At 58.2% G+C, this 24353-nt stretch carries 24 protein-coding genes, 1 pseudogene and 1 riboswitch; of the genes and pseudogenes, 21 read left to right on the plus strand and 4 right to left on the minus strand.

The window, feature by feature from the left end:
- Nucleotides 1-121: 121 nt before the first annotated feature.
- On the minus strand, nucleotides 122-715 hold the full coding sequence (locus tag H7C19_RS14930) for a TetR/AcrR family transcriptional regulator (RefSeq protein WP_185143457.1): 594 nt from the start codon (nucleotides 713-715) through the stop codon (nucleotides 122-124).
- A gap of 166 nt (nucleotides 716-881) precedes the next feature.
- Between H7C19_RS14930 and H7C19_RS14935 the strand changes: the two genes are divergently transcribed.
- From H7C19_RS14935 to H7C19_RS15010, 16 genes are all read left to right on the plus strand, one after another.
- A complete protein-coding gene (locus tag H7C19_RS14935) occupies nucleotides 882-1769 on the plus strand; it encodes an ABC transporter ATP-binding protein (RefSeq protein ID WP_185143458.1) in 888 nt (295 codons plus the stop codon).
- On the plus strand, nucleotides 1766-2575 hold the full coding sequence (locus tag H7C19_RS14940; protein WP_185143459.1) for an ABC transporter permease subunit: 810 nt from the start codon (nucleotides 1766-1768) through the stop codon (nucleotides 2573-2575). Before H7C19_RS14935 ends, H7C19_RS14940 begins: the two co-directional genes overlap by 4 nt.
- 200 nt (nucleotides 2576-2775) lie before the next feature.
- A riboswitch (PreQ1 riboswitch) is annotated at nucleotides 2776-2819 on the plus strand.
- A gap of 53 nt (nucleotides 2820-2872) precedes the next feature.
- Nucleotides 2873-3538 carry a 7-cyano-7-deazaguanine synthase QueC gene (queC, locus tag H7C19_RS14945; protein ID WP_185143460.1) on the plus strand — a complete coding sequence of 222 codons (666 nt, stop codon included), beginning with the start codon at nucleotides 2873-2875 and terminating at the stop codon, nucleotides 3536-3538.
- The gene (gene queD, locus H7C19_RS14950; RefSeq protein ID WP_185143461.1) at nucleotides 3535-3975 is read left to right on the plus strand and encodes a 6-carboxytetrahydropterin synthase QueD; all 441 of its coding nucleotides are present in this window, start codon (nucleotides 3535-3537) and stop codon (nucleotides 3973-3975) included. Before queC ends, queD begins: the two co-directional genes overlap by 4 nt.
- Entirely contained in the window at nucleotides 3972-4703 is a 732-nt protein-coding gene (queE, locus tag H7C19_RS14955; RefSeq protein WP_185143462.1) for a 7-carboxy-7-deazaguanine synthase QueE, read from the plus strand. The genes queD and queE overlap by 4 nt, the downstream gene beginning before the upstream one ends.
- Nucleotides 4704-5175: 472 nt before the next feature.
- Nucleotides 5176-6339, plus strand: coding sequence for an ROK family transcriptional regulator (locus H7C19_RS14960; protein ID WP_221469251.1), 1164 nt, complete (start codon nucleotides 5176-5178; stop codon nucleotides 6337-6339).
- A 27-nt stretch (nucleotides 6340-6366) separates the two neighbouring features.
- A complete protein-coding gene (locus tag H7C19_RS14965; protein ID WP_185143464.1) occupies nucleotides 6367-7362 on the plus strand; it encodes an asparaginase in 996 nt (331 codons plus the stop codon).
- Nucleotides 7363-7597: 235 nt separating this feature from the next.
- Entirely contained in the window at nucleotides 7598-9184 is a 1587-nt protein-coding gene (locus tag H7C19_RS14970) for a glutathione ABC transporter substrate-binding protein (protein WP_185143558.1), read from the plus strand.
- Between the two features lie 105 nt (nucleotides 9185-9289).
- Nucleotides 9290-10210, plus strand: coding sequence for an ABC transporter permease subunit (locus H7C19_RS14975; protein ID WP_185143465.1), 921 nt, complete (start codon nucleotides 9290-9292; stop codon nucleotides 10208-10210).
- Nucleotides 10211-10250: 40 nt separating this feature from the next.
- Entirely contained in the window at nucleotides 10251-11165 is a 915-nt protein-coding gene (locus H7C19_RS14980; protein ID WP_185143466.1) for an ABC transporter permease, read from the plus strand.
- Between the two features lie 13 nt (nucleotides 11166-11178).
- On the plus strand, nucleotides 11179-12183 hold the full coding sequence (locus H7C19_RS14985) for an ABC transporter ATP-binding protein (protein WP_185143467.1): 1005 nt from the start codon (nucleotides 11179-11181) through the stop codon (nucleotides 12181-12183).
- On the plus strand, nucleotides 12180-13172 hold the full coding sequence (locus H7C19_RS14990; RefSeq protein WP_185143468.1) for an ABC transporter ATP-binding protein: 993 nt from the start codon (nucleotides 12180-12182) through the stop codon (nucleotides 13170-13172). The genes H7C19_RS14985 and H7C19_RS14990 overlap by 4 nt, the downstream gene beginning before the upstream one ends.
- 46 nt (nucleotides 13173-13218) lie before the next feature.
- The gene (locus H7C19_RS14995) at nucleotides 13219-14718 is read left to right on the plus strand and encodes a leucyl aminopeptidase family protein (protein ID WP_246469516.1); all 1500 of its coding nucleotides are present in this window, start codon (nucleotides 13219-13221) and stop codon (nucleotides 14716-14718) included.
- On the plus strand, nucleotides 14715-15416 hold the full coding sequence (locus H7C19_RS15000; RefSeq protein WP_185143469.1) for a copper homeostasis protein CutC: 702 nt from the start codon (nucleotides 14715-14717) through the stop codon (nucleotides 15414-15416). The genes H7C19_RS14995 and H7C19_RS15000 overlap by 4 nt, the downstream gene beginning before the upstream one ends.
- A gap of 22 nt (nucleotides 15417-15438) precedes the next feature.
- Nucleotides 15439-16422, plus strand: coding sequence for an ROK family protein (locus tag H7C19_RS15005; protein WP_185143470.1), 984 nt, complete (start codon nucleotides 15439-15441; stop codon nucleotides 16420-16422).
- A complete protein-coding gene (locus H7C19_RS15010) occupies nucleotides 16419-17711 on the plus strand; it encodes an alpha-L-fucosidase (RefSeq protein WP_185143471.1) in 1293 nt (430 codons plus the stop codon). Before H7C19_RS15005 ends, H7C19_RS15010 begins: the two co-directional genes overlap by 4 nt.
- 530 nt (nucleotides 17712-18241) lie before the next feature.
- Here H7C19_RS15010 and H7C19_RS15015 read toward each other — a convergent pair.
- Entirely contained in the window at nucleotides 18242-18412 is a 171-nt protein-coding gene (locus tag H7C19_RS15015) for an ABC transporter permease subunit (RefSeq protein ID WP_185143472.1), read from the minus strand.
- A gap of 145 nt (nucleotides 18413-18557) precedes the next feature.
- On the opposite strand from H7C19_RS15015, the gene H7C19_RS15020 reads away from it, so the two are divergent.
- Nucleotides 18558-19142 carry a DUF4062 domain-containing protein gene (locus H7C19_RS15020; protein ID WP_185143473.1) on the plus strand — a complete coding sequence of 195 codons (585 nt, stop codon included), beginning with the start codon at nucleotides 18558-18560 and terminating at the stop codon, nucleotides 19140-19142.
- A 73-nt stretch (nucleotides 19143-19215) separates the two neighbouring features.
- Here H7C19_RS15020 and H7C19_RS15025 read toward each other — a convergent pair.
- Nucleotides 19216-19564: pseudogene (locus tag H7C19_RS15025) on the minus strand (DUF4260 domain-containing protein).
- A gap of 324 nt (nucleotides 19565-19888) precedes the next feature.
- On the opposite strand from H7C19_RS15025, the gene H7C19_RS15030 reads away from it, so the two are divergent.
- From H7C19_RS15030 to H7C19_RS15045, 4 genes are all read left to right on the plus strand, one after another.
- Nucleotides 19889-20536 (plus strand): response regulator transcription factor, encoded by a 648-nt coding sequence (locus H7C19_RS15030; protein WP_376775365.1) that lies wholly within the window; start codon nucleotides 19889-19891, stop codon nucleotides 20534-20536.
- Between the two features lies 1 nt (nucleotide 20537).
- On the plus strand, nucleotides 20538-21482 hold the full coding sequence (locus H7C19_RS15035) for a sensor histidine kinase (protein ID WP_185143475.1): 945 nt from the start codon (nucleotides 20538-20540) through the stop codon (nucleotides 21480-21482).
- Between the two features lie 73 nt (nucleotides 21483-21555).
- Nucleotides 21556-22479: an ABC transporter ATP-binding protein gene (locus H7C19_RS15040; protein WP_185143476.1), complete on the plus strand. Its 924-nt coding sequence runs from the start codon at nucleotides 21556-21558 to the stop codon at nucleotides 22477-22479.
- Entirely contained in the window at nucleotides 22472-23161 is a 690-nt protein-coding gene (locus H7C19_RS15045; protein WP_185143477.1) for an ABC transporter permease, read from the plus strand. The genes H7C19_RS15040 and H7C19_RS15045 overlap by 8 nt, the downstream gene beginning before the upstream one ends.
- Before the next feature lie 78 nt (nucleotides 23162-23239).
- Here the strand turns inward: H7C19_RS15045 and H7C19_RS15050 are convergent, their stop codons facing one another.
- Entirely contained in the window at nucleotides 23240-24145 is a 906-nt protein-coding gene (locus H7C19_RS15050; RefSeq protein ID WP_185143478.1) for an IolE/MocC family protein, read from the minus strand.
- Between the last annotated feature and the right edge of the window lie 208 nt (nucleotides 24146-24353).

Genomic DNA, 24353 nt, shown 5'->3' on the forward strand with positions numbered 1-24353 from the left:
GATGCGGCCCAGGACACACGGGCGCCGGCGGATCGAGCGTCCAATGGCAAAAAAAGGGATGAAGCAGATCAACCTGCTTCATCCCGTTTTTGCGTTCGCTTCCCTGCGCCTTCGACGCAGATCAAGGCTTCCCGCAAATGCCGTAGAAGAAGATGTGCACCATGCCCTCCAGGAAGCCGTCCATATCCTCGCTCTGCTGGGCCATGGACAGCATGAACTCGTACTGGTTCATGTAGAGTTGAATGAACGCCAGGACGTGGTCGATGGAGACGGCCTCCGAGATCTCCCCGCTGTCCTTCCCTTCCTGGAGCATCCGGATCGTCAGCGGGATGGCTCTTTCCCGGTATCGCTCCTCGAGATACCGGCTCAGCTCCTGATCCTCCGCGAGCAGCTCCCTGATTAATCCGGGCGGGAAGTCGTGGTAGATCGTTTTCTCCAGTCCGATGATGTGCTGGATCTGTTCTTTTAAGGAATGTCCTTCGTTCATGTACGCTTCGAAATCTTGAATGACGTTGTCGAAGAAGTCGCGGAATACCGCTCGGATCAGCTCGTCCTTGTTCCCGAAATAGTTGTAGATCGTGACCTGCGAGACCTGGGCCGCGCTGGAGATGTCGGCGATCCGGATCTTCTTGGGCTCCGAGGTCCGAAGCAGGTCCATGGTGGCCTTCGTGATCTTTTCTTTGATCTGGCTGGCGCGTTTCTCAAATCCGTTCATTGCCGTTCACCCTAACGTGAAGAAATAGTTTATGATCTAATTCGTGAAATATCACAGTTAAAATATTTCACAAAATCGTTGACGGAGGTATCGACGAGGTATATTATAACATATGAAATATGAGGACTGGAATATTTCATTTCTTCATTCCTCTTGGAGGTGCGGCATGTTAACCGTTCAGCATTTAACGAAGACCTTTTCAAATGGCAAAGGAATATTCGATGTCTCGTTCTCGGTAGCCAAGGGCGAAGTCTTCGGCTTCCTGGGACCGAACGGCGCGGGGAAGTCGACGACGATCCGCCATATCATGGGCTTCATGAAGCCGGACCAAGGATCCGTGAAGGTGAACGGCCGGGATACTTGGAAGGAGCAGGGGAAGTTCCAGGCCGACGTCGGGTACCTGCCGGGAGAGATCGCCTTCGTCGAAGGGATGACCGGGAAGACTTTCCTCGACTTCATGGCCGATATGCAGGGAATCCGGGATCTGTCCCGGCGCCGCCAATTGATCGAACGGCTGCAATTCGACGTGAACACGCCCATCCGGAAGATGTCCAAAGGCATGAAGCAAAAGGTCGGCATCGTGGCCGCCTTCATGCACGATCCCAAGGTGATCATCCTGGATGAGCCGACGTCGGGTCTCGATCCATTGATGCAGAAGGTGTTCATCGAGATCGTGCTGGAGGAGAAGGTCCGGGGCAAGACGTTCCTGATGTCCTCCCACAGCTTCCCCGAGATCGAGCGTACCTGCGACCGGGCGGCGATCATCAAGGACGGCGTCCTCATCGCCGTGAAGGACATTCACGAGCTGCAGTCCATGCAGCGCAAGCTGTTCGAGGTCACCTTCGAGGATGCGGCCGAGGCGGAGGCGTTCCTGCATTCGGGCTTGCCCGTCGAATCGCGCGAAGGCAATCGGATGCGGGTCGCCGTTCAGGGCGACTACGACCGGTTCGTCGCGGAGACGGCCAAATACAGGGTGCGCAATATCGATATCTTCACGCAGAACCTGGAGGACATCTTCATGAATTACTATGACCGGAAGGGGATCGCCCAATGAACGCCGCCTTGTACAGGAGAATGCTGAAGGTCAATATGAAGGGCTTCATGAACTACGCCATCGGATCGGCGTTCTATATTCTGCTGATGTTCTGGCTCTATCCCGGCATCGCCCAGAACGCGAAGGCCATCGACGATCTGGTGGCGTCCATGCCCAAGGGCGTCGGCAGCGCCTTCGGCCTCAACGGATTCGGCACGGCCGAGGCGTTCATCTCGGGCGAATATTACGGGTTGATCCTGGTGCTCATCCTCGCGGTCGTCTGCGTGCAGCTGTCGACGCAGCTCATGGCCAAACTGGTCGATCAAGGCGCGATGGCCTATCTGCTGTCCGCTCCGACGACCAGAGGCAAGGTCGCCTTCACGCAAGCGGCCGTCCTGACGACCGGACTGTTCCTGATCCTGGCGGTCACGACCCTCGCCGGGTTCGCGGGGGACGCCTGGTTCCTGCGGAGAGACTACGCGTTCGACACCGCCGGCTTCATCCGGCTGAATACGGCCGCGTTCCTGCTCTTCTTCGCCGTCGCGGGCATCGCCTTCCTGGTATCGGCGCTCTCCAATGACGAGAAGAAGGCGCGCGGCATCTCCGGACTGATCACGTTCGGGTTCTTCAGCCTGGACTTGATCGGCAAGTTCAGCGACAAGATCGACTGGATGCGGAATATCTCCCTCTTCTCGCTGTATCGCCCGGGCGAGGTGGTTAACGGAGAGGGAGACATGGTCGCCGCCTTCATCGTCCTTGCCGCGATCGGGCTCGTCGCGTTCGGCCTCGCCATCGCGCTGTTCCGCAAGCGCGACCTGCCTCTATAAACGAAAGGGCGATGGGCGTTCCAGAAAGGCTGCATTGGGGTAGGGATATTCCGGCAGTTTGGAGACAGGAGGAGCGTCTCAGGCGCCTGCCAATCCGCTCCATAACTATGGCTGAAGCTTGCGATCGAACGAGCATGACGGCTTCAAAATGTAGTATAATGCAAAGTAACCGCATAAATGCCGACGACACCCCGGTGGCGTCGGGAGAGGTTCTAGAACACCCTCTATAAAAAACTAAGGAAACGGTATCTCCTTAGATATCGTTTTTTTGTCGTTCTAAGAGAGGAGCGCGACAAGATGAATCGAGAAAAAGCAGTCGTCGTCTTTAGCGGCGGCCAAGATAGCACAACCTGCCTGTTCTGGGCGATGCAGCGCTTCGGCGAGGTGGAAGCCGTCACCTTCAACTATGGGCAGCGTCATCAACTGGAGCTGGACTGCGCGGCGCGGATTGCGAAGGAGCAGCAGGTGAGGCACCACGTGCTGGATATGTCTCTGCTGAACCAGCTGGCGCCCAATGCGCTGACGAGGCAGGAGATCGCGATCGAGGACAAGGAGGGCGAGCTGCCGACGACCTTCGTCGACGGGCGCAACCTGCTGTTCTTGACGTTCGCGGCGGTATTGGCCAAGCAGATCGGGGCGAAGCATATCGTGACCGGCGTGTGCGAGACGGACTTCAGCGGCTATCCGGATTGCCGGGACGTCTTTATCAAATCGCTGAACGTGACGCTGAACCTGTCGATGGACTATCCCTTCGTCATCGACACGCCGCTGATGTGGCTGACCAAGGCGCAGACATGGCAGATGGCCGGCGAGCTCGGCGTGCTGGACTACGTGCGGGAACGGACGCTCACTTGCTACAACGGCATCGTAGCCGACGGCTGCGGCGACTGCCCGTCCTGCCGCCTTCGCAAGAAAGGGTGGGAGGAATATGTCCAGGCGAAGAATGAGGGGGTCGCGTTATGATCCAACAAATCTACCCTTCGGTGGCTCACCCCTACCGCTATGAACTGAACAAGGACCTGCAATTCGCAGCTGCGCACTACGTACCGGCCGATGCCGCGGGCAAGTGCAGCCGGATGCACGGGCACACCTACTTCGTCAACGTGACGATCGCGGGGGACGAATTGAACGCGGAAGGCTTCCTGGTCAACTTCGCGGAGATCAAACAGCTGATCCACGACCGTTTCGACCATTCGGTACTGAACGAGCACGAGGCTTACTTCCAAGACGACGATCCGGATCGCTACCCGACGACGGAGATCGTCGCCCGCACGATCGCGGAGATCGTGCAGGACGGGCTCGACCGTTCGGACAACAAGCCGCGGTGCGTACAAGTCTTCTTGAGAGAGACGCCGACCAGCTATGTCGTATACCGGCCGCAGGCCGGGAGGACCCGATGACCGCCGCTGGCCGCTTCCCCGTCATGGAGATCTTCGGTCCCACGGTGCAGGGAGAAGGGATGGTCATCGGGCGGAAAACGATGTTCGTGCGCACGGCGGGCTGCGACTATGCCTGCTCCTGGTGCGATTCGGCCTTCACCTGGGACGGCACGGGCAAGCGGGACATCCGCATGCTGACCGCGGCGGAGATCGTCTCGGAGTTGTTCCGGCTAGGCGGCGAGTCGTTCTCCCATGTCACCCTATCGGGCGGCAATCCGGCGCTCCTGGCGCGCCTGGACGAACTGATCGCTCTGCTGCACGATCGGGGAATCGAGGTGGCGCTGGAGACGCAGGGCAGCCTGTGGCGGGATTGGTTCCTGGCGATCGACGATCTGACGCTATCCCCCAAGCCGCCCAGCTCGGGGATGAACGCCGATTGGGCCGTGCTCGATCAGCTGGTCGCCAAGCTGACGGAGCTCAACCGCAATTATAGCCTGAAGGTCGTCGTGTTCGACGAGACGGATCTGGCCTACGCCGGAGAGGTCCATCGCCGGTATCCGCACGCCTCCCTGTATCTGCAGTCGGGCAACGACGATCTCGCGGAACGCGATCCGGCGGTGCTGCTGAATCGCCTGCTGCGGCGCTACGAGTGGCTGGTCCAGCGCGTCATGGATTCGACTTCGCTCAAGTCCGTGCGGGTGCTGCCGCAGCTTCATGCCTGGCTGTGGGGCAACAAACGCGGCGTCTAGCCGCGGAAGGTCGAACGACGCCGGACCGATAAATACGAGATGGTTTGGGAAACCGGATCCCTTTGCCGACCGCAAAGGAGAATCCGGTTTTTTTCTTTGGATACCGCGAAGGGCGCCGCGAGGCGGAATGGACAGAGCGAATCGGCTATGACCCCGCAGGGCAAAGGCCGTATCTCCAACTCTGAAAAAAATAGATCTACCCATACATGTCATATATATGTTAGATTGATAGGTTGTCATTTTCATGAATTTTCATGCCCAACAAGGGGGTAAACGCATTCATCGTGTTGGCGGAAATCAAAATAAGAATGTCATCTATATTGACACCTCGGCGGATAGAAATTATTATAATTATCATCAATGGAGAAAATAACTCCTTGAAAGAATGAAAATGGCGGTAAATACATCGTAAAACCCCTTAATACACACTTTTCCAGCCTTAATTACTCTCATGGTGAAATTAATTAGGAGAATGCCCGTGGAGAAGCACGATCAAGGATTCATGAAGAAGCAGAACAAGCTGACGGTCTTCGAGATCATCAAGAATCACCATCCGATCTCGCGCGCCTCGATCGCCAAGCGAACGGGCATGAGCCCGACGACGGTGAGTCGGATCGTCGGGGAGTTGACGGAGCAGGGATACTTGCTGAACTCGGAGCAGATCTCCGCCGGTCTCGGCCGGAAGTCGACGCTCCTCAGCATGGTGAACGCGGCCGTGCTGTCGGTGGGCGTCGAGCTGGACCGTACGGTCATGAGCGTCGGCATCGTCGACATCCAAGGCAAGCTGGTGTGCAGCGGTAAGTATTCGCGGGCCCCGGACGAGAGTCCCGATCGGACGATCGATCGGATCGGCGAAGCGATCGAGCAGCTGACGCAGCTGCAATCCATCGACAAGACCCGCATCGTCGGCATCGGCGTCGGACTGCCCGGCATCGTGAACAACGAGGAGGGGATCGTCGTCTTCTCCGTCCAGCTCGGCTGGAAGAACGTGCCGCTCGCCGCGCGATTGAAGGAGCTGACCGGCTACGAGATCGCGGTCGACAACGAACTCAAGGTGCGGGCGCTAGCCGAGCATCTGAAGGGGGCGGCGGTCGGATCGAGGCGGACCGCGCTGCTGGGCTTCGGTCATGGCGTCGGCTCTGCCATCATCCTCGAGGGCGATATCTACCGGGGCCACATGAACAGCGCGGGCGAGATCGGGCATACGACGGTCGATCCCAGCGGCATGATGTGCGAGTGCGGCAAATCCGGTTGCTTGCAGACGTATATCAATATCGGCTCGCTGCTGTCCGAAGCCAATCGGATTCGTCCGATGAGCACGATCGAAGAGCTGTTCGACGCGAGGCGCGCGGGGGAGCATTGGGCGGTTCATCTGATCGAGCGCGCGCTCATGTATATGGCCATCACGATCAACAACGTCGTCTGCATGTACAACCCCGACAGCGTCATCTTGAGCGGAGAGCTGGTGGACAAGTTCCCCGAGATCTATGAAGAGGTTGAGAAGCTGTATCTCTCCCGCTACGTCTGGATGCCCTTAGTCGGATCGTTCGCCTTTCACCGTTCGATGCTGGACGAGAGAGGCGTCATGATCGGTTCGGGCCTGCTGTCGCAGAATCGGTTTTTTGCATTGGAATAAGCTTCGGAGAACTGGGGGGCCGGCATCATGGGATTCAAGCCATTGGTTGAAGAATATCGGGGCGGTGTCCTCGAGAACGTGCACTACGGCGCGATTAGCGTCGTGGACGAGCACGGACGCATCCTGTACAAGGCCGGCGATCCGGCGCATATGACGTTCCTGCGATCGGCGGCCAAGCCCTTCCAGGCGATGCCCGTCATGAAGCGCCGCATTGACGAAGCGTACGGCCTCACGGGGCAGGAAGCCGCGTTGTTCGCCGCCTCGCACCGGGGCGAAGCGTATCACGTCGCGTCGCTGGAGTCGCTGTTCCGCAAGATGGGACTTCGCGAAGACGACCTCCACTGCTGCGCCAGTTATCCGCTCAACGAGGAGGCCAAGGCGGAGCGCCTGCGCGCCCATGAGCCGAAGCGCCGGATCTTCCACAACTGCTCGGGCAAGCATGCCGGATTAATGGGACTCAGCAAGCATATGGGCTGGGACGAGCGGACCTACTACGACCTCTCGCATCCCGTTCAGCAGGAGATTCTGGACGTCGCGGCGGATATCGCCGAGGTGCCGAAGGATGCGATCCCGCTCGGCGTCGACGGCTGCGGACTGCCGATCTTCGCGCTCCCGCTTCACAAGATCGCGTACGCCTATCTGAAGCTGGCCTGTCCCGACCTGATCGGGGATCCCGGCAACCGCCAAGCCGCCGCCGCGATCGCCAAGTTGATGAACGACAATCCGGATATGATCGCGGATCGGAAGTTCGTCTGCTCGGCGCTGCTGCGGGACGACAATCTGTCGGCCAAAGGCGGGGCGAAGGGCGTCTACGGCATCGGGCTGCGCAAGGAGCGGATCGGCATCTCGCTCAAAGTATCCGACGGCTCGGAGCAGGTGTGGCCGTGCATCATCGCCTCCATCCTGGAGCGGCTCGGATACGGCAACCAAGCGACGATCGACCGGCTATACGCGCTCGTCCCGAACGAGATTGTGAACGACGGCGGCACGCCGGTCGGAGAACGCCGGGCCGTATTTCATTGACCATTTAGAATGGATAAGTTTCACGATTATCCATTTCTAAATGGTCTCCGATAAAAACGTCTCGCCCTCTTTCAGGGACGGCGAAGCCGTTTTTACTTGGGAACATTGATCGGATTCAAGTGCGGGAGTAATCTCCATGTCCCGATCGCGGTCTGACAGGGAGCTATTCTAATACAACAATAATGGATAGGGAGTGTTGAGGTTGAAGGCAAAGAGAAAATCTTGGTTGGCATTCATGCTGCTCGTCATCGTCGCGGTCGTCGCCGCGGGATGCGGGAACTCCAACAATGAAGCGAAGAATAGCGGATCGGCGTCGCCGAGCCCGTCGGCGGGCGCGAGTGCAAGCGCAGGGGCGGGCGCCAAGGACGGCAAAGGCATCACCATCGCCATCAACACGAACATCATCACGCTGGACCCGCACAACGCGAGCGATACGCACTCGATCAGCGCGGCCAGAACGATGTACGAAGGCCTGCTGGGCTTCGACGAGAACATGAACCTCGTACCCGTACTGGCTACCGAATACAAGATCAGCGACGACGGCCTAGTCTACACGTTCACGCTGCGGGACAACGTGAAGTTCCAGGATGGCACCGACTTCAACGCCGAAGCCGTGAAGGCCAACATCGCCCGTATCCAAGACGAGAAGAACAACCTGAGATTGCGCAGGAGCTTCGCCAAAGTCGCCAAAGTGGAAGCGCCGGACGCCAAGACCGTCGTATTCACGCTTAGCGAGCCGTACAACGCCTTCTTGAACAAAGTCGCGATGGCAGGCATGATCAGCCCCAAAGCGTTGACCGAGAGCGGCGCCGATATCGCGAAGAAGCCGGTCGGCACGGGCCCGTTCAAGCTCAAGGACTGGACGCAAGGCGACAGCCTCGTCGTCGAGAAGAATGCCGACTACTGGCAGCAAGGATTCCCGAAGGTCGAGAGCGTCACGTTCCGCTCCGTGCCTGAGAACGGCTCGCGGATCGCCATGCTGAAGACCGGCGAAGCCGACTTCATCTATCCGCTGCCGACCGAGCAAGCATCCGAAGTCGAAGGCAAAGACGGCATCTCCGTCATCAAGACCGATTCGACGATCGTTCGCTATGTGACGCTCAACACGATGAAGAAGCCGTTCGACGACGTGAAGGTCCGTCAAGCCATCAACTACGCGATCAACAAAGAAGCGTATATCAAAGTCGTCAAGTCGGGCCTCGGCGTCAAGCTGGATTCGACGATGTCCTCGAAGACGCAGTATTATTCGCAGCAAACGGGCTATGACTACGACCTGGAAAAAGCGAAGCAGCTGCTCGCCGATGCCGGCTACCCGAACGGCTTCAGCGCCGAGATCTGGGGCGAGAACGACTCCGAGACGATCAAGGGCATGCAGTTCATTCAGCAGCAATTGGCGCTGGTCGGCATCAAGCTGGACGTGAAGTCGATGGAGGGCGGCACGCTGTCCGACCAGATCAATGCCGCGAAGACGCCTGAAGAAGCCAAGATTCAAATGTGGTACGTGAGCTGGTCGCCGTCTTCCGGCGATGCGGACGGCGCGACGCGCGGGCTGTTCAGCAGCGAGATGTTCCCGCCTGCTGGCTCCAACACCGCGTACTACAAGAACGCCAGCGTCGACCAATGGATCGCCGACGCGAACAAAGCGACCGACGCGGAGAAGGCGAAGGCCATCTACGCCGATATTCAGAAGACGATCTGGAACGACGCGCCGTGGGCTTTCATGGGCGTAGATCAGATCATCTCCGGCAGCCGCTCGACGCTGGAAGGCGTCAAGGTATTCCCGGACGGCTCCATTAACGTGCTGAACGCGCAAGTCAAATAGTCGCACGCAAGGCGAAGTCTCATATTCATTGAACGGAGCCGCTTCTATCATTCATCCGAGAAGCGGCTCCCTTTATCTTTGTCGATACGGAAGGAGGTTTAGGCGTTGGGCAGATATGCGTTGCAAAGACTGATCGGCGTCATTCCGTTGCTGTTCATCGTGTCCGTGCTGGTCTTCCTATTCATCCACTTGATCCCTGGGGATCCGGCCCGCCTCATCGCCGGCAAGGAAGCCACGCTCGAAGAGATCCAGGGCATTCAGCATCAGCTTGGCCTGGACTTGCCGCTGTGGAAGCAGTACTTCAACTATATGGGCGACCTGCTGAGCGGGAACCTCGGCCAGTCGATCCGCTCGGGGTTGCCGGTGACCGACATGCTGGCGAGCCGGGTCATGCCGACCTTGTGGCTGACGCTCCTTAGCATGGCCTGGGCGCTGGTGATCGGCCTCTTCATCGGCGTCGTCTCCGCGGTGTACCGCAATCGATGGCCGGACTACGTGGGGACGCTGGTCGCGATCTCGGGCATGTCCATTCCCGGGTTCTGGCTCGGCCTCGTGCTCATTCAAGTGTTCTCCGTGCAGCTCGGTTGGGTGCCGACGGGCGGCGTCGATTCCTGGAAGTCCTACATTATGCCTTCGCTGACGCTGGGAGCGGGCATCATGTCCATGCTGGCGCGCTACTCGCGGTCGTCCATGCTGGAGACGATGCGGGAGGACTATATCCGCACCGGCCGCGCGAAAGGGTTGCGCGAGACGGTCGTCGTCGGGCGGCACGCGCTCCGCAATTCGCTCATCCAGGTCGTGACCGTGGCCGGACTCCAATTCGGCTTCCTGCTCGGCGGCTCCGTCATGGTGGAGTCGGTATTCAGCATCCCGGGAATCGGGCGGCTGCTGGTCGACTCGATTCTTTATCGGGATTACACGGTGATTCAAGCGCTGCTGCTCATTTTCGCCACCCAATTCATACTGATCAACTTAATCGTGGATTTGCTGTACGGCGTGCTCAATCCGAAGATCCGGTATTCCTGACGGATGGGCTTAAGTAACGTGGAGGATGAGGAGGGGCATCATGCCTGACAATTCGATTGGAATGGGCGCCGGTTCCGGATCTTCGCTGCCTCTGGAGGCGGCCCCGGCAAGAACGGCGGGACGGTTCAAGGCGTTCTATCGCAAGTTTCGCAAACAACGGTTGGCCTTCGCGGCGGCCTGCTTCATTATATTGCTACTGCTCGTGGCGATTCTCGGTCCGTTCCTAACGCCGTACAATCCGGATACGCCGAACTACGATGCGCTCATGCAAGGTCCGTCGGCGCACCATTGGGCGGGGACGGACGAATACGGGCGCGACATCATGAGCCGGCTCATCGACGGCACCCGCCTGTCGCTCGCCGTCAGCCTCAGCGCCGTATTCATCGCGGCGGTGCTCGGCACGATCCTCGGCCTGCTGAGCGGCTACTACGGCGGCTGGCTCGATCGCCTGATCATGCGCGGCAGCGACGTGCTGTTCTCGTTCCCCGACCTGCTGCTGGCGATCGGGATCGTGGCCATCCTCGGCCCGGGCTTGTCCAACGTCGTCATCGCGGTGGCCGTATTCGGCACCCCGTCCTTCGCCCGCATCATCCGCAGCGTGACGTTGTCCGTCAAGGAGACGCTGTTCGTGGAGGCGACGCGGTCCATGGGGGCCAAGGACAGCCGCATCATCTGGCGCCATATTTTCCCCGAGACGGTATCGAGCATCATCGTGAACGTCTCGATGCGGATCGGCGGGGCCATCCTGGCCGCCGCGTCGCTCAGCTTCCTCGGCATGGGCGCGAAGACGACGGAGCCCGACTGGGGCGCCATGCTGAGCATGGGACGCGACTATCTCAGCATCGCGCCGCACATCGTGTACTTCCCGGGCTTGACCATCTTCCTGGCGGTGCTCGCGTTCAACATCTTCGGGGACGGGCTGCGCGACGCGCTGGATCCCAAGATCAAAAACTAAGGAGGGATCGGACGTGACTGCACATCTATTGGAAGTCGAGGGTTTGAAGACGGAGTTCAAACGCGGCGACGGCAGCATCACCGCGGTCGCGGGCGTGAGCTTCCATATCGAGAAGGGCGAAGTGCTGGGGCTCGTCGGCGAATCCGGCTGCGGCAAGAGCGTAACGTCGCTGTCCATCATGCGGCTGCTCAAGGATACGCCCGGCAAGATCACCGGCGGCGCCGTCCGGTTCGAAGGGACCGATCTGACGAAGCTCTCGGAGAGAGACATGCGTAGGACGCGGGGCAACGACCTGGCGATGATCTTCCAGGAGCCGATGACCTCGCTCAATCCGGTGCTGCGCATCGGCCTGCAGCTGATGGAGCCGATTCGGCTGCACTTGGGCTATGACCGCAAGCAGGCGCGCGCGCACGCCGTTCATATGCTGAAGCTGGTCGGCATCCCGCGCGCCGAGGAGGTCGTGGACGACTATCCGCATCAGCTGTCCGGCGGCATGCGGCAGCGGGTGATGATCGCCATGGCGATGTCCTGCCACCCGAAGCTGCTCATCGCGGATGAGCCGACGACGGCGCTCGATGTGACCATCCAGGCGCAGATCCTCGACCTGATGAAGCGGCTCAAAGAGGAGCAGGACATGGGCATGCTGCTCATCACGCACGACCTGGGCGTCGTGGCGGAGCTGTGCGACCGGGTCGTCGTCATGTACGCCGGCCGCGTCGTCGAGGAAGCCTCCGTCCGGGAGCTGTTCGCGAATCCGCAGCACCCCTATACGAAGGGCCTGATCCAGTCCGTTCCGAAGCTCCGGCAGAAGGTGCGCCGACTCGATTCGATCAAGGGCAACGTGCCCGACCTGTCGCAGATGCCGTCCGGCTGCAAGTTCGCGCCGCGCTGCCAGTTCGTCATGGACAAGTGCTTGGCGCGGGAGCCGGACTTGATCCCGGTCGCGGGCGCCTCGGAGCGCAAGAGCCGCTGCTGGCTGACGCAAGAGGAGAACGCGGAAGGAGGAGAGCGCGCATGAACGGCACTCCGCTCATTGAAGTGCGAGGGTTGAAGAAGTCGTTTTCGATCAAAAAAGGCTTCCTCGGCCGAACGAAATATTTGAACGCGGTAGACGGCATCTCCTTCGCCATCCGCAAGGGAGAGACGTTCAGCCTCGTCGGCGAGAGCGGCTGCGGCAAGTCGACGACCGGCCGGCTGGTGACGCGTCTGCTGGAGCCGAACGCCGGCGAGGTGTGGTTCGACGGCCAGGACATCAGCCATATGTCCTACAATCAGATGCGGCCGCTCCGCAAAAATATGCAGATGGTGTTCCAGGATCCGTACGCCTCGCTGAATCCGCGGATGAAGGTGAAGGATCTGGTCGCCGAACCGGTGCTCATCCATACGAAGCTGACCGCGAAGGAGAGGGACAAGTTGGCTTGTGAGCTGCTTGAGACCGTCGGTCTGAACAGCCAGCATGCCGAGCGCTTCGCGCACGAGTTCAGCGGCGGGCAGCGGCAGCGGATCGGGATCGCACGCGCGCTGTCCGTGCGCCCGAGCCTGATCGTCGCGGACGAGCCGGTGTCCGCGCTCGACGTGTCGATCCAGTCGCAGGTGCTGAACCTGCTGCAGGATCTGCAGGAAGAGTACGGCCTGACCTATCTGTTCATCTCCCACGACCTGAGCGTCGTCGAGCATATCAGCGACCGGATCGGCGTCATGTACCTGGGCGCCCTCGTGGAGACGGCCGACAAGGACGCGCTGTACGACCGTCCGCTGCATCCGTACACCCAGGCACTGCTCTCGTCCGTTCCCGTGCCGGACCCGACGCTGCCGAAGGAGCGCATCATCCTGAAGGGCGACCTGCCGAGCCCGGTCAACCCGCCGAGCGGCTGCCGGTTCCATACGAGATGCCCTTCGTGCATGGAGATCTGCAAGCAGCACGTGCCCGCCTTCCGTGAAGTGGAGCCGGGCCACGAGGTGGCTTGCCATCTGTACGACGAAGAGATGATGAAGTTGGCGCGTTAACGGTTGGCAGGGACGAAGCGAAGTAGAAGTAAGAAGTAGAAGAGAAATGAATAGAAAAGAAGGCGAAGCGATGAAGATCGTATTCGATTCCGCGGGCGAGACGGATATTCTCGTATATCCCGCATATGTTGAAGAGACTTTCCCTTACAAGCTGCGGGATGACCGCAGGTCCGCCGGTACCGTCACTTGGCTGCTCGGACGTACGGAGGAAGAACGCGACGTGCTCGCGGTCGGCATGGGCGAGCGCGGCGCGTCGACGCTGGAGCGGGTGCGTCGGGCAGCCGGCTCCGCCGCCCGCGCCCTGCGGCGCGAAGGCCGGCGAAGCGCCGTCCTCATGCGCGCCGCAGGCGGCGCCGAGGGCAGCATCGCGGCAGCCGATTGGGCGCAGGCGTGGACGGAAGGCTGGCTGCTCGGCCTTTACCGTTACGAGACCTATCGGGAGGCGACGAAGGACCGCGGCTCCGTGGAGCTCGCGCTGCGTTCGGCCGACTGGCCCGAACTGTCCCGGGAGGCGCTCGAAGCCGCGGTCGGGACGGGCCGCGTGCGCGCCGACGGCGCCATGCTCGCGCGCGACCTGGTGAACGAGTCGCCCGTCACGCTGCATCCGGACCGGTTCGCGGAATGGATGGCCGAGTACTTCGATCGCGAGGATGTGCCCGTGAAGGTGCGCGTCTACCGGGGGCAGGATCTGGCGGACCGCGAAATGAACGGGCTGCTCGCCGTAGGCGCGGGGAGCAAGCATCGGCCCGCGCTCGTCGAGATCCGGTATGAAGGCGATCCCCGGCTGCCGATGCTGGCGCTGGTCGGCAAGGGCGTCACCTTCGATATGGGCGGCATGAACGCGAAGACCGCCGGCGACATCACCGACGCCCGCATGGACATGGGCGGCGCGGCCGCCGTCGTCGGAGCCATGGATATCCTGGTGCGCAGCCGGGCGCAGGTCAACGTCGTCGCCTTGATTCCGGTGGTCGACAATGTGCCCGACGCGGCGGCGATCCTGCCGTCCACGATCATCCGCTACCCGAACGGGCTCACCGTAGAGGTCGCCAACACGGACGGCGAGGGCCGGCTCATCCTGGCGGATGCGCTCCTCCACGCGGCGAACCTCGGCGCGGCCGAAGCCGTCGATATCGCCACGCTGACGGGCAACGTCGGCGCGGCGCTCGGACTCGGGCTCGCCGGCATCTGGGGCGACGAGGGCATGAGCGGCCGTCTCGTCGAGATCGGCGAGCGCAACGGCGAGCGGCTGTGGCCGATGCCGCTCATGGACGAGTACGAGTCCGAGCTGCGCAGCCCCTATGCCGATCTGCGCAATGTCGGCCGGTCGCCGTACGGCGGCGCCATCCTGGCGGCGCTGTTCATCCGGCGCTTCGTGGCGCCCGGCATGCGCTGGGTGCATATCGACATGGCCGGAACGGTGCAGTACAAGCAGGACGAGAGCTATTCGGAGATGGGCGCGACGGGTTACGGCGCGCGCTTGCTCGCCGACTATGCGGCGGAGCGGGCGGGCGATGCCCGGGACGCGCTTAAGGAGACGGAATCATGAAGCTGGAAGTCATAGCGACTTGTATAGAGGATGCGTTAATCGCGGAGGAGAACGGCGCCGATCGCCTGGAGCTGATCACGGCCATCACCGAAGGCGGCTTGACGCCGGGGATCGGCTTGGTCGAACAGGTGGCGAAGACGGTGCGCATCCCGGTCCATGTGATCGTGCGGCCGCATAGCCGCTCCTTCGTCTACTCCAAGCTGGATCTGTTGACGATGGCGGCGGAGACGAAGGCGATCGCGGCCAGCGGGGCAGCGGGCATCGTGGTCGGCGCCCTGACGGCGGAAGGCCGCATCGACGAGCAAGCGCTCGAGGTGCTGCTGCCGCTGACGAACGGGCTGCAGGTCACTTTCCACAAAGCGTTCGACGAGCTGGACGACCAGATCGCCGGATTGCGGACGCTCCGCCAATACCCGGAGATCACGCGGGTGCTCACCTCCGCCGGTCCGGGTCCGGCGTCGGAAGCGGCCGGGGCGATCCGCCGGCTGGTCGAGGAGGCCGGGCACGGATCGCCCCAGATCCTCGCGGGCGGCGGAATGAAGCTGGAGGGCATCCGGGACTTCATCGAGACGTCCGGCGTCCGGGAAGTGCACTTCGGCACGGCGGTCCGGCAGGGCCGCGACGCCCTGGCGCCGATCGACCCTGCGGCGCTTCGGGCGTTAGCCGGCAGCCTCCGGTCCGCGGGGACCTTGAAATAAACAAGCGAAAAGGTGAATGGCTATGCGAATTGCAGCACAGAATGCAGCGGAAGAATATGTCGTCGGTATCGACCTGGGCGGAACGAAGATCGCGGCGGCGCTATTCGATGGGAATGGTTTGCTGTTAAATAGAGAGCAGATGGAAACGGCGGGCGCGCGCACCGCGGATGAAGTGGTCGAGCGGATGGCCGGCATGGTCCGTTCCGTCTCCCAGGGGCGGACGCTGACCGGCGTCGGATTGGCTTCTCCGGGGGCGGTCAACAGTCGCGACGGCATCGTCATCAACGGGACCAACTTGCCGGAATGGGACAACGTCCCGTTGAAGAAATGGATGGAAGGGAAGCTCGGCGTCCCGGTGCAGGTCGTGAACGACGCGAATGCGGCGGCTTGGGGCGAATACGTGAGAGGAGCGGGCCAAGGCGCGAGCAACATGGTCTACGTGACGCTCAGCACCGGCATCGGGGCGGGCATCGTCATAGAAGGCCAGCTGCTGCTAGGCACCCACTCCTTCGCGGGCGAGCTCGGCCACGCGATCATCGATCCGGACGGACCGGTCTGCAGCTGCGGGCGGCGCGGCTGCTGGGAAGTGTTCGCCTCGGGCACGGCCATCCGGGATACGGCGCTGCGGGCGATGCGGGAGCGGGATTCCGCGATCGCGGAGCTGGCCGCCGCAAGCGGGGAAGAGGTGTCGTCCCGGCACGTCTTCGAGGCGATGAAGCTGGGCGATCCGGTCGCGACCGAAGTCATCGGGCGGACGATCGATCATATGGCGCTGGGGATGGCCAACGTCGTTCATATCTTCAATCCGGACCGCATCGTGGTCGGCGGGGGCGTGAGCAAGGCGGGCGATCTGCTGTTCCCGGCGCTCCGGGAGAAGACGGAGGAGCTGGTGATGAAGCCGTACAGAGGCACGTACACGATTGTTCCCGCAGGCCTGAAGGACGATGTCGGCCTGCTAGGCGCCGCGGCGCTATTCCATACGGGCAAGGAGGGAATTGCGGGATGAGCACGAGAGAAGAGCGAACGAGATGGTTCTTAAGAGACCGCTTCGGTCTGTTTATCCACTGGGGACTGTATGCGATCCCGGCCAGAGGCGAGTGGGTGCGCGGCAACGAGCGGATGAGCCGCGAGCATTATTTGCGGTATTTCCATGAATTCGACGCCTCCCGGTACGATCCGAAGGCATGGGCGAGAGCCGCCAAGCAGGCGGGACAGAAGTATGCGGTGCTGACGACGAAGCATCACGACGGCTTCTGCCTGTTCGATAGCAAGCTGACGGACTTCAAGGCGACGAACACGCCGGCCGGCCGCGACCTGGTCCGCGAATACGTCGACGCCTTCCGCGCGGAAGGGATCGCCGTCGGCTTGTACTATTCGCTCATCGACTGGCATCACGACGACTATCCCGGCTACGGGGACAAAGCCCATCCGGACCGCGACAACGAAGCGGCCAAGGACAAGCCGATCCAGTTCGATCGCTACCTGGACTATATGCATGGCCAGGTCGAGGAGCTGCTCACCCAATACGGCAAGATCGACATCATGTGGTTCGACTTCTCGTACGACAACATGACAGGGGAAAAGTGGCGTGCGACCGAACTCGTCCGCAAGATCCGCTCCATTCAGCCGGACATCCTCATCGACAACCGGCTGGGCGGCCACATTCGGGCGGCGGAGCCCGAGGAGTACGCGGGAGACTTTTTCTCCCCCGAGCAGATCATCCCGCCGGGCGGCATCGTCGACGTGAACGGCCGGTCCATCCCTTGGGAAGCGTGCATCACCCTCAACGACAACTGGGGGTACCACTCCGAGGACCGGAACTACAAGTCCGCGAAGCAAGTCGTCCGCACGATGGTCGAGTGCGTCAGCAAGAACGGCAATCTGCTCCTCAACGTGGGACCGGACGCCAAGGGCGAGATGACGCGCGAGTCGCTCTCGGTGCTCGGCGAAGTCGGAGAGTGGCTGCGGCTGAACGGCGACAGCATCTATGGCTGCGGCATCTCGGAGCTGGCGAAGCCGGAGTGGGGCCGTTACACCCAGAAGGGCAACCTGCTGTACGCGCACGTGTACGACCGGGGGATCGGGCCGATCTACTTCCAAGGCTTGAAGGGGAAGATCAAGAAAGCCCGGCTGCTGCGGGACGGCACGGAGCTGAAGGTCGAGGCGCCGTGGATGGCGGAGGAGTACTCGGACGTCGCGGGCGGCGACTTCATCACCTTGAAGGGCGCCGAGCTGCCGGACGACATGGATACGGTCATCGAGCTGGAGCTGGAAGGGCAGCCTTTACACGGTTAGCACACTAGGCCTTCGTTCGGCCGCGACCGGACGAAGGCTGTTTTTTGGTGAAATGGCGTTGCGGGAGGAAGACGCCGCTTCCGATTACTGACGATTGCTGCTGTAACGATACTTTTTATCGTTACAGGACTCGGACGACCGCCAATTGCCGCTGTAACGATACATTTTATCGTTACAGGACTCGGACAGCCGCCGATCGCCGCTGTAACGATACTTTTTATCGTTACAGGACTCGGACAGCCGCCGATCGCCGCTGTAACGATACTTTTTATCGTTACAGGACTCGGACGACCGCCAATTGCCGCTGTAACGATACTTTTTATCGTTACAGGACTCGGACAGCCGCCGATCGCCGCTGTAACGATACTTTTTATCGTTGCAGGACTCGGACGACCGCCGATCGCTGCTGTAACGATACTTTTTATCGTTACAGGACTCGGACCGCCAAATACATCTTTTAACTGGCCTCATCTGTCCAAAAGCCAACTGTGCAGGTGCGTAAATGGCTTCTGACCTGATTCCGATTTTATTCAAACCATAAAATCGCTCCAAGTCCAATAGAAGCAAAAAATGGATACGGTGGCCAACGAGGATTTGGTTAATGGAAGTATGATATACCAGAATGTCCCCCAAGGCCCGCACCCATCGATAACAGACGCTTGATCCAACTCACGAGGAATTCCCCGAATAAATTGAATCATGAGGAAGGCATAAGACTAGAAGCATGAACGAAAATTTCGCTTTCCGGCTTCAATGAGCTGGCAACTGTTGAATAAAGGTTCTATATTTACAAACAAAGTGAGCCGATGGTACGATTTATATTATTTCATTTCATATAGGTGGCCTATGAGAAAAAAATTACAAATTTACATATCGTCTACTTTCAACGATCTTATTGAGGAAAGACATACCGCTGTTGAAGCCGTACTTCAAGCCGGTCATATCCCTGCTGGAATCGAGCAATTTTTCAAGGAAAGTCCAATGAAAATGAGGAAGAGATGGATCGATGAGTCCGATGTATTTATCCTGATTCTCGGAGGATTCTATGGTTTAACGCTTCCTGATGAATCCAAGAGCTATACACATTGGGAATATGAGTATGCCGGAGAAACGGGCAAACCTAGATTTGCTTTTGTTGTCACAGATGAAGCATTAAGACAAAAGCCATACGACTTCGCAGCAATTGAATACTATCAGAAGTTTCAAGAGTTTAAGCAATCGGTCATGGAACAAATCCCTACCTATTATGTTGAAGATGTACGGCACATTAAAATGGTACTTCGTGATCAATTGCCGGAGTATGCGGCAAGAGACGATTTGTATGGCTGGGTTTCCGGCAAGGATGTCCCGGATATACCAAAGTTATTGGAAGAGAATGCAAGTTTGTTGAGAGAGAATGCTAAATTAATTGCTGAGTTAGAGAAACATTAAAGAGCAAATAAATGAACAACAAAAGACACTATAACTGGTAATGCTGAAGCGCAGGGCATTCGATATGCGAATATTATAATCTTTGGATATGCGTGTCTTTAAAATCCGTTTCGTATTTCAATCCATAACCTATCATTCGATCCATACCGATATGAACCATCCAGATGAAGCCGATTCATCATGAGGAAGTCGATCGAGAAAGCCAGTCCCGCCAGTAACAACAGCAAAGGCGTGACGAACGTATGGGCAAAATTATACGTATACGCTCCTGTCTTTTTGCTGACCGCATATCCGATCATGGACACGTCGGGCAGCATTAGCAGCAGCAGGAAGACGGCCCAATTGTACCCGTCGGAAAAGTACAAATAGGTGCCTAAGACCAGAACGACTAGTCCTTCGATTCGAATCAATTTCTTAATCATGGTTTTATTCCCCATTTGCCTGGGCTGCAGATCGCATTCCGTCAAGCATCCAGGCCCATTCCAAGCAAATCAATTCCGACACGCAGTGCCCAACTCTACAATGACATATGAATGTAAAATAATAGTATTTTCTCCAAACCGTCTTCGACAGCTTCGGGCAGCGGCCTCACCCTATCCACTGCCAACACGACCTTCGAGTCATGGGTAAGCAGCTAAGCCTCATTTTCTGATAAAATGGAACAAAAGAATATGGGAAATGGTGGGAGAATGATGTCCGGGGTACATCGCATCTTAATCATAGAAGATGACCATTCCATTGTTGAGATGCTGCACAACGCCTTTAGCCGCGAAGGCTTTCTGATCAACGAGGCAGCGGATGGCATCGAAGGCTTAGCGCTATTCTCGAGCAAGGACTACGACCTTGTGCTTGTAGATCTGATGTTGCCGGGGCTTGACGGTATGGAAGTCATTCGCAGGATCAGAGAGAGAAGCAAGGTGCCGATACTCATTATGTCTGCTAGGGACGGAGATGTCGACAAGGCGCTAGGTCTCGGATTCGGGGCGGACGATTATATTCAGAAGCCTTTCTCGACGATTGAGCTGTCCGCGAGGATGAAGGCAGCCATTCGAAGAGCCACGATTTACTCCAATTCGGAACGGCAGAGAGAACCTTCCGTGCACATCGGGAACCTGGAACTAGACTTTGAAACGTATTCCGTGAAGAAAAGCGGTAAAGAAGTACGGCTAACTGCCAAGGAGTTCGATATTCTGAAGCTTTTCGTGACGAACAAAAACCGGGTTTTCACCAAATCCCAGCTCTACGGGCTCATCTGGAACGACGACTATATGGGAGACGAGAACGTCATCAACGTTCATATCAGGAGGTTAAGGGAGAAGATCGAAGATGATCCTTCTCGTCCGGCTTACATCAAAACCTTATGGGGAATCGGCTACAAATGGGAGGGCGGATGAGGTGAACGTCCTCCTTGTTGCTGTTATCGTCATTCTAGCCGGCTTCCTCATCGCGCGTTCCCGATCGAATGCCCGAAGAACCTCCGAATTGCGGCAGATTCGCGGCAAGCTGGAGCAGATTCTGGAGAGCCGTTCAGGCGAGAAGCTCCTCTACATGACCCGGGATTCTGAGCTTCAAGTGCTCATGACCGATATCAATCGGCTGCTCGACAGCAACCTGAAAGCGTCGGCCGAGTATGCAAGGACCCGAATCGCGTCTCGCAAGATGCTTGCGAATGTCTCACACGATCTCAGAACGCCACTGACGGTCGTTCTCGGATACGCGGAGGCACTTCATCTACGGCCACACATCGAAGAAGACGAGCGGAACGAGCTGTTAGCCAGGCTGTTTGGCAAGACGAAAGAGGCCGTGCGTTTGATCGATACTTTCTTTGACTTGGCAAAGCTCGAATCCGGGGATGCGGATATTCCTTTGAGCCGCATCAACGTCAGCGAGACCTGCAGGCAGAGTATTCTTCAGTTCCACGAGAAGATCGAAAGCCTCGGGTTCGAGGTGTTGCTTGATATTCCTCAAGGTCCGATGTACGCGCTTGGCAATGAAGATGCACTCAGACGAATCCTGGACAATCTGATCTCTAACGCACTGCGTTACGGATCGGACGGCAGAACGATCGGCCTGACGCTGAGGGACGAAGGCGCTTCCGTTCGGGTTGATGTGTGGGATCGGGGGAAAGGAATCGAAAAAGCACATCAGGAACTCGTATTCGAGCGATTGTATGTACTGGATGACTCCAGGAATACAAAGATGCAGGGAAGCGGCCTCGGACTTACGATTGCTCGAAGGCTTGCCGAATCCATGGGGGGATCGATCGAATTAATCAGCAAGCCTTACGAACGGAACATCTTCATCGTTCGGTTAAGGAAATTCAACTTAAGAAACTCGTAAGGAACGAGTAAGGAAAAAACGCCATTTCATCCGTTATGCTCATCGTAAGAACGGAAGGAAGGGAAGCATGCCAATGACCTACGTACTGCAAACGCATCGATTATCCAAGTCGTTTAAGGGCAAAGAGTCCGTATCCGAAGTGAATATGAAGGTCAAACAAGGGGAAATTTACGGTTTCCTTGGGCCTAACGGAGCGGGCAAAACCACGATTATGAAGATGTTGACCAATCTCATCAAACCAACGTCCGGGGAGATTGAGCTATTTGGCGAGAAGCTGACCCCTGCCTCTTACACAATGCTGGGCAGGATAGGCTCGATTATCGAATACCCCATTTTCTACGACAAGCTGACGGCCCAAGCCAACCTGAAGCTTCATTGCGAATACATGGGTTATTACAACAAGAAAGCCATCGGCGAAGCGCTGGAATTGGTTCAGTTGCGAGGCATCGACGGCAAGCCCGTCAAAGACTTCTCGCTCGGGATGAAGCAACGGTTAGGCATCGCGAGGGCAATTGCGACGAAGCCGGAGTTGCTTATTCTAGACGAACCAATTAACGGGCTAGATCCGGTCGGCATTAAGGAGATAAGAAACCTGCTGCGTATTTTGTCCCAAGAATACGGAATCTCCATTCTGGTCTCCAGTCACCTCCTCGCGGAGATCGAGCAGCTGGCGGATACGATCGGGGTCATCAACCATGGCCGGCTGATTCAGGAAGTCTCTCTCGAACAGATCCGCGAGACGAACGCCGAGTACATCGAATTCCAGACGAACGACTGTCAGAAAGCGGCTTACGTGCTCACGCAACATCTAAACATTTCGAATATTCGCGTCATCGGCAACCGGTCGATTCGGGTGTACGATCTCTCGATCCCGCTTGCCCAAATGAATAAAGCTCTTATTATGAACGACGTGGCGTTAGAGTCGATCCATCAGAAGAACAGCTCTCTCGAAGAGTACTTCATCGGGTTACTGAACGGGGGTGAACAAAGTGCTTAAGCTGATCCAGCTTGAATTAATAAAATACAAGATCAATGGCTATGTTCGGGTAGCCTTGATCGCTATGGCTTGCATCTTCGGCTTGATATGCCTAATCGCCTTTAACCGATCGGAAGGTCAGGCCTTCCAGGATAGCGAGACGCTGTTCTTTGCAATCGACACGTTTACAAAGGGGACATTCATCGTATTCGCATCGGTTCTTCTCTCACGCTTCATTATCGACGAATACAGGACGAAATCGATTACCGTTTTATTTATGTACCCGATCAATCGCAAGAAACTGATGATAGCGAAGCTATTCATTGTGTTCTCGTTCACGTTCATTTCCATCGTGCTTTGCAATCTGATCGTCGGCTCCCTGATGTTGTTGCTCAACCACTTTTACGAATTTATGAATGAGACATTAACGGTGGGACAAGTTGGGCGGCAAGCGCTTGCCATTATCATGAACGCGCTGGCAGCAAGCTTTATAAGTCTGATCCCGCTGTTTTTTGGCATGAGGAAGTATTCGACAGCGGCAACAATCATAACTTCCGTTCTGATCGTCATCGCGATCTACAACGTTTCGGATGGCTTCTCGCTCAATTCAATTGTCGTCATCCCCATCGCCTTGTCGTGGATTGGAGCAATTATCGCTTATGCTTCGTTCCGCAATATCGAGCGCAAGGATATTAATCCGTAACCGAAAAAAACGAGGGCCTACGATGGGGTTGTGCACCAGGTCATAGCCTGGCGAGTGACATCGCGACTACCCCAACCGCTACGCATTCATCAACGCGTCGACCCATTCGTAGCAAGCCGACAGCTCCTCGTCGCTCACGAAGTCCGACCGGTGCTCGAACATGATCTTCACGCCCGGGTTCTCCTGCCGGATGATCCGCAGATAGTCCCCGATCGGCGCCCAGCCGTCGCGAGGATCCTGCCAAGGCAGTACAGGATAGCGTTTCGTGACGACTTGGCCCCCCATGTCCATCTGCATATTGGAAAGGTGAACCGTCTCCGCATATTTGGCATAGCGATTCAAGATCGCCTTCGCATCGAAGCGGGGATCGATCCGATCCTGCAGGTAGAGTCTGATGGTATCCAGGCAGAGTCGGATCCGGGGATGGTTGTCCAACAGGCCGGTGAGCCAGTCCGCTTCATAGACGTATCGGTTCAGCGCATCGAGCTCCAGCACTGGGGTGAAGCGGTACTCCTCGCCTTTGCGCGAGAGCCATGCGAAGAGACGCTCGCTCCGCTCCCGGAACGACTCGGGCGGATAGGCGCTCTCGAGCGCGTATTCGCTCCGGTCGTCGAACCGCCAAGGGCTCCAATCCACCCGATCGTCCAAGATGACGGGCTTCGGATAGTGGAACAAGACGTAGCTGGGCCGGAGCTCGGACACATAAGCCAGCTCCCGTTCGACGAGATCGTAAGCTTGCAGGCGAACGGCATCCTCGCCGGCGAGGAAGAGCGCATCCCGCCCTTGCACGCCGGCCGTCTCGGACCTGAACGGAAAGTGGACGCCGATCCGGAATCCGGCCGCCTGCGATTCCTCCCGCAAGCGGACCTCGTCGCGCTCCTGCCCGAACATGCAGGCTTCGATGCCGTAGAAGCCCGGCCGAAAGTCGCGACGGTACTTCGCGTCGTCGAAGCCGCCGTATTGTCCAATGATAAATCGGTTCATAGGGATGGATATGCTCCTCTCGTCTCGCTCTGGATATGCATCTTAACTGTAAACGATTGCCTTCCCTGCGAAGTTGCGATGGTCCGGCTAAAACCGGACTCTTTGTCTTGACGGGAGCCATGCCCGGCAGTAGAATGATGAAAATATAAAACGCGATGACGAGAACAAGTAGATCCGGGCGAGCCGTACAGAGAGCTGCTGGCAGGTG

This window comes from Cohnella nanjingensis (genome assembly GCF_014212125.1).
Taxonomy (GTDB): domain Bacteria; phylum Bacillota; class Bacilli; order Paenibacillales; family Paenibacillaceae; genus Cohnella; species Cohnella nanjingensis.

Bases quoted from the DNA above. Each gene is read 5' to 3' on its own strand.
- H7C19_RS14930 (WP_185143457.1), bottom strand. From the start codon at position 715: ATGAACGGATTTGAGAAACGCGCCAGCCAGATCAAAGAAAAGATCACG.
- H7C19_RS14935 (WP_185143458.1), top strand. From the start codon at position 882: ATGTTAACCGTTCAGCATTTAACGAAGACCTTTTCAAATGGCAAAGGA.
- H7C19_RS14940 (WP_185143459.1), top strand. From the start codon at position 1,766: ATGAACGCCGCCTTGTACAGGAGAATGCTGAAGGTCAATATGAAGGGC.
- queC (WP_185143460.1), top strand. From the start codon at position 2,873: ATGAATCGAGAAAAAGCAGTCGTCGTCTTTAGCGGCGGCCAAGATAGC.
- queD (WP_185143461.1), top strand. From the start codon at position 3,535: ATGATCCAACAAATCTACCCTTCGGTGGCTCACCCCTACCGCTATGAA.
- queE (WP_185143462.1), top strand. From the start codon at position 3,972: ATGACCGCCGCTGGCCGCTTCCCCGTCATGGAGATCTTCGGTCCCACG.
- H7C19_RS14960 (WP_221469251.1), top strand. From the start codon at position 5,176: ATGCCCGTGGAGAAGCACGATCAAGGATTCATGAAGAAGCAGAACAAG.
- H7C19_RS14965 (WP_185143464.1), top strand. From the start codon at position 6,367: ATGGGATTCAAGCCATTGGTTGAAGAATATCGGGGCGGTGTCCTCGAG.
- H7C19_RS14970 (WP_185143558.1), top strand. From the start codon at position 7,598: ATGCTGCTCGTCATCGTCGCGGTCGTCGCCGCGGGATGCGGGAACTCC.
- H7C19_RS14980 (WP_185143466.1), top strand. From the start codon at position 10,251: ATGCCTGACAATTCGATTGGAATGGGCGCCGGTTCCGGATCTTCGCTG.
- H7C19_RS14990 (WP_185143468.1), top strand. From the start codon at position 12,180: ATGAACGGCACTCCGCTCATTGAAGTGCGAGGGTTGAAGAAGTCGTTT.
- H7C19_RS14995 (WP_246469516.1), top strand. From the start codon at position 13,219: ATGAATAGAAAAGAAGGCGAAGCGATGAAGATCGTATTCGATTCCGCG.
- H7C19_RS15000 (WP_185143469.1), top strand. From the start codon at position 14,715: ATGAAGCTGGAAGTCATAGCGACTTGTATAGAGGATGCGTTAATCGCG.
- H7C19_RS15005 (WP_185143470.1), top strand. From the start codon at position 15,439: ATGCGAATTGCAGCACAGAATGCAGCGGAAGAATATGTCGTCGGTATC.
- H7C19_RS15010 (WP_185143471.1), top strand. From the start codon at position 16,419: ATGAGCACGAGAGAAGAGCGAACGAGATGGTTCTTAAGAGACCGCTTC.
- H7C19_RS15015 (WP_185143472.1), bottom strand. From the start codon at position 18,412: ATGATTCAATTTATTCGGGGAATTCCTCGTGAGTTGGATCAAGCGTCT.
- H7C19_RS15020 (WP_185143473.1), top strand. From the start codon at position 18,558: ATGAGAAAAAAATTACAAATTTACATATCGTCTACTTTCAACGATCTT.
- H7C19_RS15030 (WP_376775365.1), top strand. From the start codon at position 19,889: ATGCTGCACAACGCCTTTAGCCGCGAAGGCTTTCTGATCAACGAGGCA.
- H7C19_RS15040 (WP_185143476.1), top strand. From the start codon at position 21,556: ATGACCTACGTACTGCAAACGCATCGATTATCCAAGTCGTTTAAGGGC.
- H7C19_RS15050 (WP_185143478.1), bottom strand. From the start codon at position 24,145: ATGAACCGATTTATCATTGGACAATACGGCGGCTTCGACGACGCGAAG.